At 69.0% G+C, this 12726-nt stretch carries 12 protein-coding genes; 8 read left to right on the top strand and 4 right to left on the bottom strand.

Features of this window, described 5'->3' with window-relative positions; genetic code table 11:
- Positions 1 to 258 precede the first annotated feature (258 nt).
- The gene (locus tag ACQ859_RS06490; RefSeq protein WP_431265081.1) at positions 259 to 1644 is read left to right on the top strand and encodes a reverse transcriptase family protein; all 1386 of its coding nucleotides are present in this window, start codon (positions 259 to 261) and stop codon (positions 1642 to 1644) included.
- 57 nt (positions 1645 to 1701) lie between these two features.
- Entirely contained in the window at positions 1702 to 2100 is a 399-nt protein-coding gene (locus ACQ859_RS06485; RefSeq protein ID WP_431265080.1) for a pentapeptide repeat-containing protein, read from the top strand.
- Between the two features lie 64 nt (positions 2101 to 2164).
- On the opposite strand, the gene ACQ859_RS06480 is transcribed toward ACQ859_RS06485, so the two are convergent.
- Together ACQ859_RS06480 and ACQ859_RS06475 are read right to left on the bottom strand one after the other, a co-directional pair.
- A complete protein-coding gene (locus ACQ859_RS06480) occupies positions 2165 to 3562 on the bottom strand; it encodes a sensor histidine kinase (protein ID WP_431265079.1) in 1398 nt (465 codons plus the stop codon).
- A gap of 7 nt (positions 3563 to 3569) precedes the next feature.
- Positions 3570 to 4259: a response regulator gene (locus ACQ859_RS06475; protein ID WP_431259274.1), complete on the bottom strand. Its 690-nt coding sequence runs from the start codon at positions 4257 to 4259 to the stop codon at positions 3570 to 3572.
- Between the two features lie 135 nt (positions 4260 to 4394).
- Between ACQ859_RS06475 and ACQ859_RS06470 the strand changes: the two genes are divergently transcribed.
- Genes ACQ859_RS06470 through ACQ859_RS06460 form a run of 3 tightly spaced genes read left to right on the top strand, consistent with a single transcriptional unit; the run spans position 4395 to position 6809 of the window.
- A complete protein-coding gene (locus tag ACQ859_RS06470; protein WP_431265078.1) occupies positions 4395 to 5309 on the top strand; it encodes an alpha/beta hydrolase in 915 nt (304 codons plus the stop codon).
- A complete protein-coding gene (locus ACQ859_RS06465; RefSeq protein ID WP_431265077.1) occupies positions 5293 to 5568 on the top strand; it encodes an acyl carrier protein in 276 nt (91 codons plus the stop codon). Before ACQ859_RS06470 ends, ACQ859_RS06465 begins: the two co-directional genes overlap by 17 nt.
- A 14-nt stretch (positions 5569 to 5582) precedes the next feature.
- A complete protein-coding gene (locus tag ACQ859_RS06460) occupies positions 5583 to 6809 on the top strand; it encodes a beta-ketoacyl-[acyl-carrier-protein] synthase family protein (protein ID WP_431265076.1) in 1227 nt (408 codons plus the stop codon).
- Here ACQ859_RS06460 and ACQ859_RS06455 read toward each other — a convergent pair.
- Both ACQ859_RS06455 and ACQ859_RS06450 read right to left on the bottom strand, forming a co-directional pair.
- Entirely contained in the window at positions 6786 to 7433 is a 648-nt protein-coding gene (locus ACQ859_RS06455; protein ID WP_088404916.1) for a response regulator transcription factor, read from the bottom strand. The two genes, ACQ859_RS06460 and ACQ859_RS06455, sit on opposite strands and share 24 nt — an antisense overlap.
- Positions 7430 to 9361 (bottom strand): sensor histidine kinase, encoded by a 1932-nt coding sequence (locus ACQ859_RS06450; RefSeq protein ID WP_431265075.1) that lies wholly within the window; start codon positions 9359 to 9361, stop codon positions 7430 to 7432. Before ACQ859_RS06450 ends, ACQ859_RS06455 begins: the two co-directional genes overlap by 4 nt.
- Before the next feature lie 180 nt (positions 9362 to 9541).
- Here ACQ859_RS06450 and ACQ859_RS06445 point away from each other — a divergent pair, with 180 nt between their 5' ends.
- The 3 genes from ACQ859_RS06445 (at position 9542) to ACQ859_RS06435 (ending at position 12701) form a co-directional block, all read left to right on the top strand.
- Positions 9542 to 10564 (top strand): TRAP transporter substrate-binding protein, encoded by a 1023-nt coding sequence (locus tag ACQ859_RS06445; RefSeq protein ID WP_431265074.1) that lies wholly within the window; start codon positions 9542 to 9544, stop codon positions 10562 to 10564.
- A gap of 170 nt (positions 10565 to 10734) precedes the next feature.
- Positions 10735 to 11376, top strand: a complete 642-nt coding sequence (locus tag ACQ859_RS06440; RefSeq protein WP_431266474.1) for a TRAP transporter small permease — start codon at positions 10735 to 10737, stop codon at positions 11374 to 11376.
- On the top strand, positions 11373 to 12701 hold the full coding sequence (locus ACQ859_RS06435) for a TRAP transporter large permease (protein ID WP_088404913.1): 1329 nt from the start codon (positions 11373 to 11375) through the stop codon (positions 12699 to 12701). The genes ACQ859_RS06440 and ACQ859_RS06435 overlap by 4 nt, the downstream gene beginning before the upstream one ends.
- The last annotated feature ends 25 nt before the right edge of the window (positions 12702 to 12726 follow it).

Here is a 12726-nt window from a genome sequence, read left to right as displayed (position 1 = left end):
GACGCTTGAGCGACGTCGCGGCCCGCACCCATAATCGCCGCCGACCTCCGGTCGCCGCCAAGCCTTCGGAAGCGTTCGCGCCTCCGGCCGCGGGGTTTCCCCGCGGCGCTCTTCTTCGTTATCCATCCGGCGCCGATACCCCACCACGCTGCCGCGCGGAGCTGTATCGGTCGAGACCGGCCAGTTGGCGGCGCATCCGGGGTCACCTCTTGCCCCCGTCGCCGCGCTCGCGGTGGCGACAAGGAATGCCCGCCGCCGATGACCGTTGCCGCGCCGTTGACCTGTCCCCGCTGGATCGCGCTGGCGCTTGCCCGCGCATTGCAGACGGACGACGCGTCGCCACGCGCCCGCGAGGCCGATGCGCTGCAGGCGCGCGCCGAGCAATGCCTGGGCATAGCCGCGCGACCCTGGTTGAAGCCGCTGTGCCTGGCGCTCGCGCGATGGACGACACCGGTATGGCGTGCGCACTCGATCGGGAGCCTCGCCGAGGCGCTGATGGCGATCGATGCCTTCCACGAGGGCTTCGATCTCGAGCGCTTCCCTCGCCCGACCGTGCGCCGCCTGCTGCTGCGGCCCTCGCGCATGCGGCCATTGCCCTTCGCGCTGGAACACCTGGTGCTGCCGGACTGGCCGACGGAGGCCGACTTGGCGGTCTGGCTCGGCCTGAGCTTGGACGAGCTCGATCACTTCGCCGGCGCTGCACGGCACTACCGAGAGGCAGTCGCCACGCCGAGGCGACCGCATGTCGCGCCGACGCCGCACTACCGCTGCCTGCTCGTGCCGAAACGACGGGGTGGCTTGCGGTTGATCGAGGCGCCTCTGCCACGTCTGAAGACTGTTCAACGCCGCGTGCTCGACGGCCTGCTGAACACCTTGCCGTGTCACGAGGCAGCCCATGGCTTTGTACCGGGCCGCAATGTCGCGACGAATGCGACGGTGCACGCCGGTCAGGACTTCGTCATCCGCTTCGACCTGCGCGACTTCTTCCCCAGCATCGGACGCGCGCGGATCGCGGCGACCTTCCGGACGCTGGGGTATTCCGACGCGGTCGTCGAGCGGCTGACGACGCTCTGCATCGCGCGCACGCCGGCACCGATCCGTGAGCGACTGCGGGAAGACGGCTCGATCGATGCCGACGGCGCCAGGCGGCTCGCCTCGCCGCACCTGCCACAGGGCGCGCCGACCTCGCCGGCGCTGGCCAATCTCTGCGCGTTCCCGCTCGATCTGCGGCTGGACGGACTCGCCCATCGCTTCGGAGCGCGCTACACGCGGTATGCGGACGACCTCGTGTTCTCAGGCCCGGCAACGCTGCGCCGCGATCAACGCGAGCTCCGCGCCTGGGTGCAAGCAATCGTCGAGGACGAGGGCTTCCAGCTGCGTCGCGACAAGACCCGTGCGATGACCTCCGGCGGCCGGCAGCAGGTCACCGGTGTCGTCGTCAACACGAAGCCGAACCTCGCGCGCGAGGACTTCGATCGATTGAAGGCCGAGCTGCATCGGCTCGGTACTTCGACGAACGTCGATCCCGCGCTGCGATCGGCGGTGCTGGGGCGACTGGCGTGGGCACGGCAATTCCTGGCACCGACGCGGATGGAGAAGCTGCAGCGGATGTTTGATGCAATCGTGTTCGATTCGATTCGCTGATCGCCTTCAAACACCATCCCCCTCGGACCCGCTCATCCAGGCACTACGATCGCCGCCATGCCTTCACTCCACGAAAGCACCGATTTCACCGGCAAGTCGGCGCTCAAGTACCAGTTGCTGGACGACGTCTTCCGCTACTGCACCTTCGACGGACTGGACGTCGAGGGCAACGGGTTCGAAGGCGTCGCCGTGCGCTGCACCTTCAGGAACTCCTCCTGGTACTGGGGGCTGTTCAACACGGCCGTGTTCGTGGAAGTCGATTTCGTCGATTGCGTCTTCCGGGGAACCGGATTCGCCGGGTGCGTATTCACGCGGTGCCGATTCGTGAACTGCAAATTCGTCAAGGACAACTTGAACGGCGATTGCCGCTTCGACGAATGCGCCTGGTACGACTGCGAACAGGTGGACTGCGAAGGCCTCTCGCCCCAGTTCGTTCCGAAGGTCAAGCGGCAATAACCTGAGACATCAAGTCCATCGAGCGCGAAACGGACCTGGGCATCGGTCGTCGCGACCGGATCGATCAGGCCGTTGCCGGCTGCTTCGGCACGCTCAACCGCACCCGCAAGCCCTGACCCTGGGTGGCGTCCAGCAGCTCCAGCTTCCCGCGGTGCCGCTGCGCGATGTCCAGCGCGATCGCCAGGCCCAGGCCGCTGCCCGTCCCTTTGGACTCGCTGCCGCGCTCGAAGCGGCGCAGCGCGCGCTCGCGGTCCTGCGGAGGAATGCCGGGACCGTTGTCCTCGACCTCCATGCGCGACCAGTCGCCCTCGCTGCCGGTCCGCACCGTGATGCGCGGATTCGGACCGGCGTAGTTCAGGCTGTTGTGCAGCACGTTGGACAGCAGCTCGCGCAACAGGAAGCTCTGCCCCAGCATCGGCGCGCTCTCCAGCTCGAACTCGATGTCCGCGCCGGCCTGCAGCGCGCGCGGCACCCAGTCCTCCGCCACCTGCGCGGCGATGTCCCGGAGGTCCACCGGCTGCTCACGCCCACCCGGCTCGGCCTCGGCGCGCGCGATCGACAGCATCTGCGTCGCCAGCCGCGCACTGCGGTCCACCGAGCCCTGCAGACGCTTGAGCACCGGCTCCATCTGCGGATCGTGCGGCTCCAGCAGCGCCAGGTCGATCTCGGTCCGCAGCGAGGTCAGCGGCGTGCGCAACTGATGCGCCGCATTGGCCAGGAAATCCTGCTGCGCCGAGGACGCCCGGCGCAGCCGCTCGAAGAGCCGGTTGAACGCCGCGATCAACGGCCGCAGCTCTGCGGCCACGTCCGGCTGCAACGGCTCCAGTCGCGCAAGGTCGCGCTCCTCGAGTTCCGCGCTCAGCTGCGACAGGGGCCTCAGGCCGCGGTACGTCGCCCACCAGCCGGCCCCCGCCAGCAGCACGGCCATCCCGCCGATCAACAGCCCGACGACCAGCAGCAGTTGCTGTTGCAGCGCGTCGCGCTTGTTCAGCGTCTCGGCGACCAGGACCTGGCAGACGTGTCCGCCCCCGCAGTTGGCACCGAGCGCCGCAGCCCGCAGCGATTCGCCGTCCAGCGTCGCCAGCGAGAAGAACCATTCATTGGGCTTGCGCTTGGGCAGCTTCAGGCGGGCGAGCTGCACGTCGCCGAGCAGCACTTCGCCGGCCGGATCCAGGACCAGGTAATAGATGCGGTCGGTGCGGTCGAAGCGCAACGCACGATCGGTCGGCGCCGACACGTCGACGACGACCTGGCCATCGCGCTCTCTCAGCAGGCCAGCGACCGCGAGCGCGGTGTCGCCCAGCGCCTGGTCGAGCCAGGAGATCGCCGTGTCGTGCATCACCCGGTACAGCATGAAACCGGCCGCGGGGACCGCGACCAGGACCGGCACCATCAACCAGATCAGCAGCCGCTGCTTCAGGCTGAAGGTCCGGCGGCCGCCGCCAGGGAACGATCCGATCATGCCCCGGTCAGGCCTTGGCCGCCGGCGCGGACGGCATCTCTTCCAGCAGGTAGCCCAGGCCGCGCACGGTGCGCAGCTGCAGGCCGGCAGGCTCGATCTTGGCGCGCAGGCGCGAGACGCAGACCTCGATCGCGTTGTCGCTGACGCCCTGCTCCCAGCCGTTGCTGGCGGACGCGATCTGCTCCTTGGCGACCACCTTGCCGGCACGCGCCAGCAGGAAGCCCAGCACGTCCCATTCACGGGCCGAGAGCGCCAGCGGCTCCTCGGCGATGTAGGCGCGGCGGGCTTCCATGTCCATCCGCAGCGACGAGAGTCTGAGTTCGTTGCCAGTGCGGGCCTGGCTGCGGCGCACCAGCGCGCGGGCACGGGCGATGAGCTCGCTCAGCGCGAAGGGCTTGACCAGGTAATCGTCGGCGCCGCCTTCCAGGCCGCGCACGCGGTCCTCGACGGCATCGCGCGCCGTCAGCAGCAGCACCGGCGTCGTGCTGCCCTGGGCGCGCACGCGCCGCAGCGTCTCGAAACCGTCGATGCCGGCCAGGCCGATGTCCAGGATCAGCAGGTCGTAACGGTCCTCGCGCAGCGACAGCGGCACGGGCTCGCCACGGGCGCTGACGTCCACGACCCAGGACTGCGAGCGCAGCGCCCGGGCGGTGGACTCCGCCAGGAACTCATCGTCTTCGACCAGGAGGATTCGCATGGAGCGTCAGCATAAGCCTAGAGCCTTGCAGGGGCCAATCCGTCACCTGTCAGAAACCTGAGGGCAACGGCGTTGACAGGTTTCGGACAGGTTCTTGTCAAGTCCGCAACAGCGAGCTTGGACAGACTGCCGTCCATGCCGAACACCGCCCCCCTCGACGTTCCCTCACAGCCGTTCCGCAAGGATCCGCGCCCCGCCGTGCTGCTCCTGCACGGCCTGTGCGCCAACCCGCTGGAGATGATGCCGCTGGCCCGCGCCCTGCGCGACGCCGGCTACGTCGTGGAAGCGCCCGCGCTGGACGGTTACGGCGTCGTGCCCCCGGCCGCCGGCGCGCCGGTCGCCGACAAGCCCCGCCGCCCGCCGGTCCCGCCGTTCGAGCAATGGGTCGAGATGGCCGCCGCGCACTTCGACGCGCTCGCCGCGAAGCACGCCCGCGTGGCCGTCGGCGGCCTGTCGATGGGCTCGGTGCTGGCGCTGGCCCTCGCGCTGAAGCGCCCGGCGGCGGCCTTGATGCTGCTGTCCACCAGCCTGCACTTCGACGGCTGGAATGTCTCCCCGTGGCGCCGGCTGCTGCCGCTGGCCTACGTGCCGCCGCTGCGCCAGTGGCTGGCCTTCCGCGAGACGCCGCCTTACGGCATCAAGAACGAACGGCTGCGCGAGTGGGTCGCGCAGGCGATGAATTCGAGCCACGTGTCCGCGGCCGGCGCGGACCGGCTGCCCGCCGCGTCGCTGTACCAGGCGTCGCGAATGATCCGCCTGGTGCGCCGCCGGCTGCACGAGATCGACGCGCCCGCCGTCGTCCTGCATGCGAGCGAGGACGACGTCAGCGGCCCGCGTTCCGTGCTGGACCTGCAGCGCCACCTGGCCACGACGCCGGAGGTGCACTGGTTCCACCACAGCTATCACATGCTGACCCTGGACAACGAACGCGGCGCCGTCACGCAGGCGGCGCGCCAGTTCCTGCAGCGGCTGGTGCCCGTCGAGACACCCGCCAGTTCCGTTTCCCCTTTGACCACGACCGAGGACCTCCGCCATGAGCAACACGCTTGACCAACTCCGTCAACTCGCCTGCCACGAGCTGGGCATGAACGACGACGAGCTCAAGAACGACGTCACCTTCGCCGAACTGGGTCTGGACTCGCTGATGCTGGTCGACTTCATGTTCGCGGTGGAAGACAAGTTCCACATCGAGATCGACCACGACACCGCGATGAAGCAGCCGACCATCGTCGGCCTGGCCGCGATCGTGGATTCGCAACTGGCCGCCAAGGCCGACGCCGGCGGCACGCCCGCGGCCGTCGCCGCCTGAGCGCCGGTGCCGGCATGAGCCCGGAAGCGGTATGGATCACCGGCATCGGCGCGTGCAGCGCGCTCGGCCCGGACGCGGACTCGCTGGCGGAGGCGCTGGCGCAGGGGCGGTCGGGGATCACGCTGCAGCCGGGGGAACCTACACGCGGCGTGGTGCCCTTCGCGGCGGCGGCGGTGACGCTGCCGCTGGGACAGGACATGCCGCCGGCCCAGCGCAACCTGCACGACCGTCACAGCCTGATGGCGTTGCACGCGGCGCGCGAGGCCTGGACCCAGTCCGGCCTGCCGGCGTCGTCCGCGACGCCGGAGCGCTCGGCGGTGGCCTGGGGCACGGGACTGGGCGGCTCGAATTCGCTGCAGCAGTCCTACGGCGAGCACCTGACGAAGGAGACGCCGCGCATCCATCCGTACACGGTGGTGCGGGTGATGAGCAACTCGGCCGCATCGCACCTGGCGATGAAGTACGGGCTGAAGGCGGCGATGCTGACGATCTCGAACGCCTGCGCCTCGTCGGCCCAGGCGATCGGCGAGGCGCTGATGCTGCTGCGCCAGGGCCGCGCGGACGTGGCGCTGGTCGGGGGGTCGGAGGCGATGCTGAACCCGGGTTCGGTGGCCGCGTGGCAGGCGATGGGCGTGATGGCGCCGGCGGATCCGGAAGATCCGTCGCGCAGTTGCCGGCCGTTCGACGATGCGCGCAAGGGCCTGGTGCTGGGCGAGGGCGCGGCGGCGCTGGTGCTGGAGACGGAGAGCCACGCCCGCGCACGCGGCGCGTCGGCGCTTGCCGTGCTGGCCGGTTATGGACATAGCGTCGACGCGGTGCACCTGTCGCGGCCCGACGCCGACGGCCAGGAACGCGCGCTGCGCGCCGCGCTGGCCGATGCGGGCATCGAGGCCTCACAGGTCGGCTACGTGAATGCGCACGGCACGGCGACGGACGTCGGCGACACGGTCGAGGCCGAATCGCTGTCGCGCGTCTTCGGCGTGCGCGGCGTGCCGGTCAGCGCGACCAAGGCGCTGCACGGTCACCTGATCGGTGCCGGCGGCGCGCTGGAACTGGTCGCCTGTGTCCAGGCAATGCGCCGCAGGGAACTCCCGCCGAGCGCGCACATCGGCAAGAGCGAACTCGAGGAAATCGCCGACGTGATCCGCGAGCCGCGCGCCTTCGATCCGTCGAAGGCGATGGTCAGCAACTCGTTCGCGTTCGGCGGCAGCAACGTGTCACTGGTGATCCGGGCGGCCTGAACCGCCTTTCACCTCGAACCGCTCCAGCATCGTCGCCAGCTCCGCCGCGGAGCGCAGACCCAGCTTCGTGAACGCTCTCGCGCGGTGGACCTCCACCGTGCGGATCGCGATGCCGAGTTCGTCGGCGACCTGCTTGTTGAGCTTGCCGGCCGCGACCAGCACCGCGACCTCGTGTTCGCGGTCGGTCAGGCTGGCGAGCTTGCCGGCGACGTCCGCGTGAGCGCGCGACTCGCGCCAGCGGTGAATATCCGTCGCGATCGCGCGCTGCACCTTGTTGACCAGCGCCTGGTCGTTGAACGGCTTCTCGACGAAGTCGAGCGCGCCCTTCTGCATCGCGTCCACCGCCATCGGGATGTCGCCATGGCCGCTCAGGAAGATCACCGGCAGCGGCACGCCGCGCGCGATCAGCTCGTCGTGCACCTGCAGGCCGGACAGCGGCTCCATCCGGACGTCCAGCACGATGCAGCCGTGCGGCTCTATCGCGCGGTCGAGCGCCTCGAACAGCGCCGGGCCGCTCGCATGCGGCTCCACCCGCAGCCCGTGCGTTCGCATCAGGAAGGCCAGCGCGTCCCGCACCGCCGCCTCGTCGTCCACCAGATGGACCGTCGCCTGTGGGTCGCTCATCGCGCGCCCTCCTTGATTGTTTCGCTGCCGTCGCATGCGCCCTGCCCCGGGCACAGCGGCAGCGTGAAGCTGATCCTTGCGCCGCCGAGCGCGCTCGCGCCGGCTTCCATGCCGCCATGGTGCGCCTCGATCACCGAACGGCAGATCGCCAGTCCCATGCCCATGCCTTCGGACTTCGTCGAGTAGAACGCCGTCGTCAGTTGGTCGATGCCGCGCCCCTGCAGGCCGGGGCCGTTGTCATCCACGTCCACTCGCACGAAGCGCTCGCCGACGCGTTGCGCGGCAATGCGCACCTGCGAACCCGGCCGGCCGTGCAGCTCGTCGAGCGCATTGCGGACGAGATTGATCAGCACCTGCTCGATGAGCACCGCGTCAGCCTGCACATCCGGCAGGCCCGGAGGCATCGTCACCTCGACGAGCACGCCGCGCAGATCGCGCTTGAGCAGCGCCAGCACCCGCGCCGCCAACTCTGGCACCGCACAGCGCTCCGGCTGCGGCGCGCGCCGCGTCAGGAAGGCGCGGATGCGCTGCACGATGCGTCCGGCCTCCTGCGCCTGCTCGCCCAGACGGCGCAACGCCTCCATCACGATCTCGTCGGTCTGGCCGGTACGCTCCAGCGAGCGCAGCGCTCCCGCGTTGTAGCCGGCGATCGCCGCCAGCGGCTGGTTCAATTGATGCGCCAGTGCCGAGGCCACTTCGCCCAGCGTGCTCAGCCGCGCCTGGTGCGCGAGCGCCTCCGTGCGGCGACGGTCGCGCTCCTCGGTCTGCTTGCGCGCGCTGATGTCGACGATCGATCCCATCCAGCCGATCTGCACGCCGTTCGCATCCACCAGCGGCGCCTCGAAGATCATCACGTCCAGCTCGTGGCCGTCGCGATGCATCCAGCGCGCCTCGTAGCCCTCGCGCGGCGCGCCGCCGGCCATGTTGCGCTGGTGACGGCGCAGGCTGTCCGCCATCTCGTCGGGCAGCCAGTACGGCATCGGCGGCAGCTGGCCCAGCAGTTCCTCCGCGCTGTAGCCCACCAGGTCGCAGAACGCGCGGTTCACATGCGTCAGCCGGCCGTCCAGGTCGCGACCGCGCAGGCCCACCGTCAGCGAGTCCTCGACCGCGCGGCGCCGCGCCGCCTCGGTGCGCGCCTCGCCTTCGGCGCGCCGCACCTCGCGCATCTGCCGGCGCAACATGCCGCTGGCCAGCGCCGACAGCAGCAGGAACACGCCCATCAAGGCCGCCGCCAGCGTGTACCACCACGGGCGGTGTGGCACGCGCGTGTTGAGTTCGAGCCAGGTCTCGCGCATCGCCGGATCGACGCTGACGCGGTAGCTCTGCGTGTCGGGCAGCGCGAGCGCGTCGCCGGTCTGTGCAAGGCGCTGCCCCAACCCGTCGACCAACCGCACGTCGTACTTCTGAGAGAGCCACCACGGCAGCGTCTGCCGCAGCAGCGCGCTCGGCGCGAAGCGCACGACCAGCCGGCCGCCCTGCGGCCGCGCTGCGCTCCAATGCGCGGTCAGGCCGCCCTCGTCGAGGCTCACGCCGCTGCGTTCCCGCGACGGCGCCAATGCCTGCGGCGCCTGCTGCGGCACATGCGCGATGACGCGGTTGTTGCCGTCGAGCACGGTCACGCTGACCCACAGCCGCCGCAGCCCTTCGGCCACCGCGCGATGGTTCAGCAGCATGTGGTCGTCGACGGTCCCCGGCAGCTGCTGCGCGAGGCGGTCCACCGCCGCGTGCTCCGCGTTGAGCCAGTCCGAGATGCGCGCCTCCAGCGACAGCGAGTCGGCGATCAACGTCAGCCGCTCCTCCTCCAGGTCGCGCATGTCGCTCAAGCGCAGCCACACGCCGACCGACGCGGCGAAGGCCAGCGCGAGCAGCACCGGCAGGGCCCAGCTCGCGCGCTTGAGCAGGTGGAGGAGACGTCGGGACGCGGCCATGGCGGCAGTCTAGGTGCTGCGCTGCGCAGAGCGCACGACGGGCCTCGCGGGATACGTGTTTCCCCAATGTGGAAGTCCACAACTGGCGGCTCGGGAACCGGATTTCCACAATCCGCCACATTCCGCGACAGCTCGTCACTGCGTCTGATCGACGGATTCCGAAGAACACCAGGAGACCGCATGTCCGCCAAATTCCCTCGCCGCCTGCTGCTGTCGGCCGCTCTCGCCGTCGCAGGCCTGGCCGCTTCCGCCACCGCGTTCGCGCAGGCCCCGATCGTCATCAAGCTGAGCCACGTCGTCGCTCCCGACACCCCCAAGGGCAAGGGCGCGCAGCGCTTCAAGGAGCTCGTCGAGGAGCGCAGCAAGGGCAAGCTCAAGGTCGAGGTCTACCCCAACAGCCAGCTCTACAAGGACAAGGAAGAGCTCGAGGCGCTGCAGCTGGGCTCGGTCCAGATGCTGGCCCCGTCGCTGGCCAAGTTCGGCCCGCTGGGCGTCAAGGAGTTCGAGGTCTTCGACCTGCCCTTCCTGTTCAAGGACGACGCCTCGTTCCGCAACACGACCAACACCCTGGGCATGGAGCTGTTCAAGAAGCTCGAGCCCAAGGGCATCAAGGGCCTGGCCTTCTGGGACAACGGCTTCCACATCATGAGCGCCAACAAGCCGCTGCACCACGTGGCGGACTTCAAGGGCCTGAAGATGCGGATCCAGTCGTCCAAGGTGCTGGACGCGCAGATGCGCGCGCTGGGCGCGATCCCGCAGGTGATGGCCTTCTCCGAGCTGTACCAGGCGCTGCAGTCCGGCGTGGTCGACGGCACCGAGGGCGTGCCGTCCAACTTCTACACCCAGAAGACCTACGAGGTGCAGAAGCACACGACGATCAGCAACCACGGTCACCTGGCCTACGCGCTGATCATCAACAAGAAGTTCTACGACGGCCTGCCGGCTGACCTGAAGGCGATCGTCGACAGCAGCGTCAAGGACGCGACGACCTACGCCAACGCGATCGCGCAGACCGAGAACCAGCAGGCCTTCGAGAAGATCAAGGCCAGCGGCAAGACCACCATCTACACGCTGACCCCAGCGGAAGTGAACGAGTGGAAGCTGGCGCTGATGCCGGTCCACAAGGAGATGGAGTCGCGCGTGGGCAAGGGCACCGTCGAGGCCGCCTACAAGGCCGCCGGTTTCGTCCCCCCGACGAAATAAGTTCCCCCTACCGGCTCACGCCGGCCCCCAGGGGGCGGCCCCCAGGAGCCTGGCAGAGCCAGTTCTCCGGGCTCCGCTTGATCGGTCCGCCCGCCTGCGGCGGCGTCCAGTGCCGCGCCCCTTCTTAGGGCGGCGCGGCTTTTCTTTGTCTGAAGGAGATCGCCATGTCCCTGAGATGGTTGGATCGATTGGAGGAAACGCTGATCGCGTTCCTCATGGGCGCCGCGACGCTGGTGATCGCGATGGCCGTGCTGCACCGCTTCCTGGCCGGCGTGCCGGCGGTGCAGGACTTCGTCATCCGCATCGACGTGAGCTGGGCGCAGGAGCTGTGCATCTACATGTTCGTGTGGATGGCCAAGTTCGGCGCCGCCTACGGCGTGCGCGCCGGGACCCACGTCGGCGTCGACGTGGTGGTGCGCAAGCTCAAGCCCGAGCACGCGAAGTACCTGGTGATCTTCAGCCTGCTGGCCGGCGCGGTCTTCACCGCCACGGTGGGCACGCTGGGCGCGACCTTCGTGTGGGAGAACGGCGCGCACTACGCGTTCACGCATGCCTTCGGCATCGAGAACCCGGACCTCTTCGAAGGCCCGACCTCGCCGGACCTGGAGATCCCGACCTGGATCGCCTACTCCTGCGTGCCGCTGGGCTCGTACCTGATGTGCTTCCGCTTCCTGCAGGTGTGCTGGACCTTCATCCGCACCGGTGAAGCGCCGCACGCGGACCACGGTCACGTCGAAGGCATCGAGGACGACGTCGCCGCGGTGGGCTCGGTGAAGACCGCCGAGGAAGCTGCGAAGGGAGACCGCGCATGAACACGCTGATCATCTTCTCGCTGCTGGTGGTGCTGATGCTCACCGGCATGCCGATCTCGATCTCGCTGGGCCTGACGGTCCTGACCTACCTCTTCACGATGACGAACGTGCCGATCGAATCGGTCGCGCTCAAGCTGTTCACCGGCATCGAGAAGTTCGAGATCATGGCCGTCCCGTTCTTCATCCTGGCGGGCAACTTCCTGACGCACGGCGGGGTGGCGAGGCGGATCATCCACTTCGCCACGACCATGATCGGCCACTGGTACGGCGGCCTCGGGCTGGCCGGCGTGTTGGCCTGCGCGATGTTCGCGGCGATCTCGGGCTCGTCGGTGGCGACGGTGGTCGCGGTCGGCTCCATCATCCTGCCGGCGATGACCAAGCAGGGCTATCCGAAGCAGTTCGGGGCCGGGGTGATCACGACGTCCGGCGCGCTGGGCATCCTGTTCCCGCCGTCGATCAACCTGGTGATGTTCTCCATCGCCACGGCCGGCATGTCGGCCACGGGTCCGCACGGCGAGGTCGTGGGCACCGCGTCCGTCGGCCAGCTGTTCATGGCCGGCGTCGTGCCGGGCGTGTGCCTGTCGATCCTGCTGGGCATCACGACCTGGTACCGCGCCAAGAAGTACGACTACCCGCGCATGGTCAAGGCCACCTGGGGCGAGCGCTTCAAGGCCTTCCGCGACAGCTTCTGGGGCCTGATGCTGATCGTCGTCGTCATCGGCGGCATCTACAGCGGCAAGTTCACGCCCACCGAAGCGGCCGCCGTGGCGGCGGTGTACGCCTTCATCATCTCGGTCTTCGTCTACAAGGACATGGGCCTGAAGGACGTGCCCAAGGTGCTGCTGAAGGCCGCGGCGATGAGCTCCATGCTGCTGTACATCATCACCAACGCGGTGCTGTTCAGCTTCCTGATGGCCTCGGAGCAGATCCCGCAGACGATGGCCGCGTGGATGTCGGCGCAGGGCTTCGGACTGTTCGTCTTCCTGCTGCTGGTCAACCTGATCCTGCTGGGCGCGGGCAACTTCATGGACCCCGCCGCGATCGTGCTGATCATGGCGCCCATCCTGTTCCCGGTGGCGGCCAAGCTCGGCGTCGATCCGGTGCACCTGGGCATCCTGATGGCGGTGAACATGGAGGTCGGCCTCTGCCATCCGCCGGTGGGCTTGAACCTCTACGTGGCCTCGGGGATCACGAAGATGGGGATCACCGAGCTCACCGTCGCCGTGTGGCCGTGGCTGCTCACGATGCTGGGCTTCCTGATGGTCGTCACCTACTGGCCGACGCTGTCGCTGGCGTTGCCGAGGGCCCTGGGCCTGGTCGGCTGACGGCAAGCCCGCCCTCCTCTCGAAG

It is taken from the genome of Roseateles chitinivorans, from assembly GCF_050632235.1.
In the GTDB taxonomy this organism is placed as follows: domain Bacteria; phylum Pseudomonadota; class Gammaproteobacteria; order Burkholderiales; family Burkholderiaceae_C; genus Roseateles; species Roseateles chitinivorans_A.
This window is presented reverse-complemented; position numbering and strand designations above follow the sequence as displayed.

Excerpts from the sequence above, each read along its gene's own strand:
- ACQ859_RS06490 (WP_431265081.1), top strand. The coding sequence starts at position 259 with ATGACCGTTGCCGCGCCGTTGACCTGTCCCCGCTGGATCGCGCTGGCG.
- ACQ859_RS06485 (WP_431265080.1), top strand. The coding sequence starts at position 1,702 with ATGCCTTCACTCCACGAAAGCACCGATTTCACCGGCAAGTCGGCGCTC.
- ACQ859_RS06480 (WP_431265079.1), bottom strand. The coding sequence starts at position 3,562 with ATGATCGGATCGTTCCCTGGCGGCGGCCGCCGGACCTTCAGCCTGAAG.
- ACQ859_RS06475 (WP_431259274.1), bottom strand. The coding sequence starts at position 4,259 with ATGCGAATCCTCCTGGTCGAAGACGATGAGTTCCTGGCGGAGTCCACC.
- ACQ859_RS06470 (WP_431265078.1), top strand. The coding sequence starts at position 4,395 with ATGCCGAACACCGCCCCCCTCGACGTTCCCTCACAGCCGTTCCGCAAG.
- ACQ859_RS06465 (WP_431265077.1), top strand. The coding sequence starts at position 5,293 with ATGAGCAACACGCTTGACCAACTCCGTCAACTCGCCTGCCACGAGCTG.
- ACQ859_RS06460 (WP_431265076.1), top strand. The coding sequence starts at position 5,583 with ATGAGCCCGGAAGCGGTATGGATCACCGGCATCGGCGCGTGCAGCGCG.
- ACQ859_RS06455 (WP_088404916.1), bottom strand. The coding sequence starts at position 7,433 with ATGAGCGACCCACAGGCGACGGTCCATCTGGTGGACGACGAGGCGGCG.
- ACQ859_RS06450 (WP_431265075.1), bottom strand. The coding sequence starts at position 9,361 with ATGGCCGCGTCCCGACGTCTCCTCCACCTGCTCAAGCGCGCGAGCTGG.
- ACQ859_RS06445 (WP_431265074.1), top strand. The coding sequence starts at position 9,542 with ATGTCCGCCAAATTCCCTCGCCGCCTGCTGCTGTCGGCCGCTCTCGCC.
- ACQ859_RS06435 (WP_088404913.1), top strand. The coding sequence starts at position 11,373 with ATGAACACGCTGATCATCTTCTCGCTGCTGGTGGTGCTGATGCTCACC.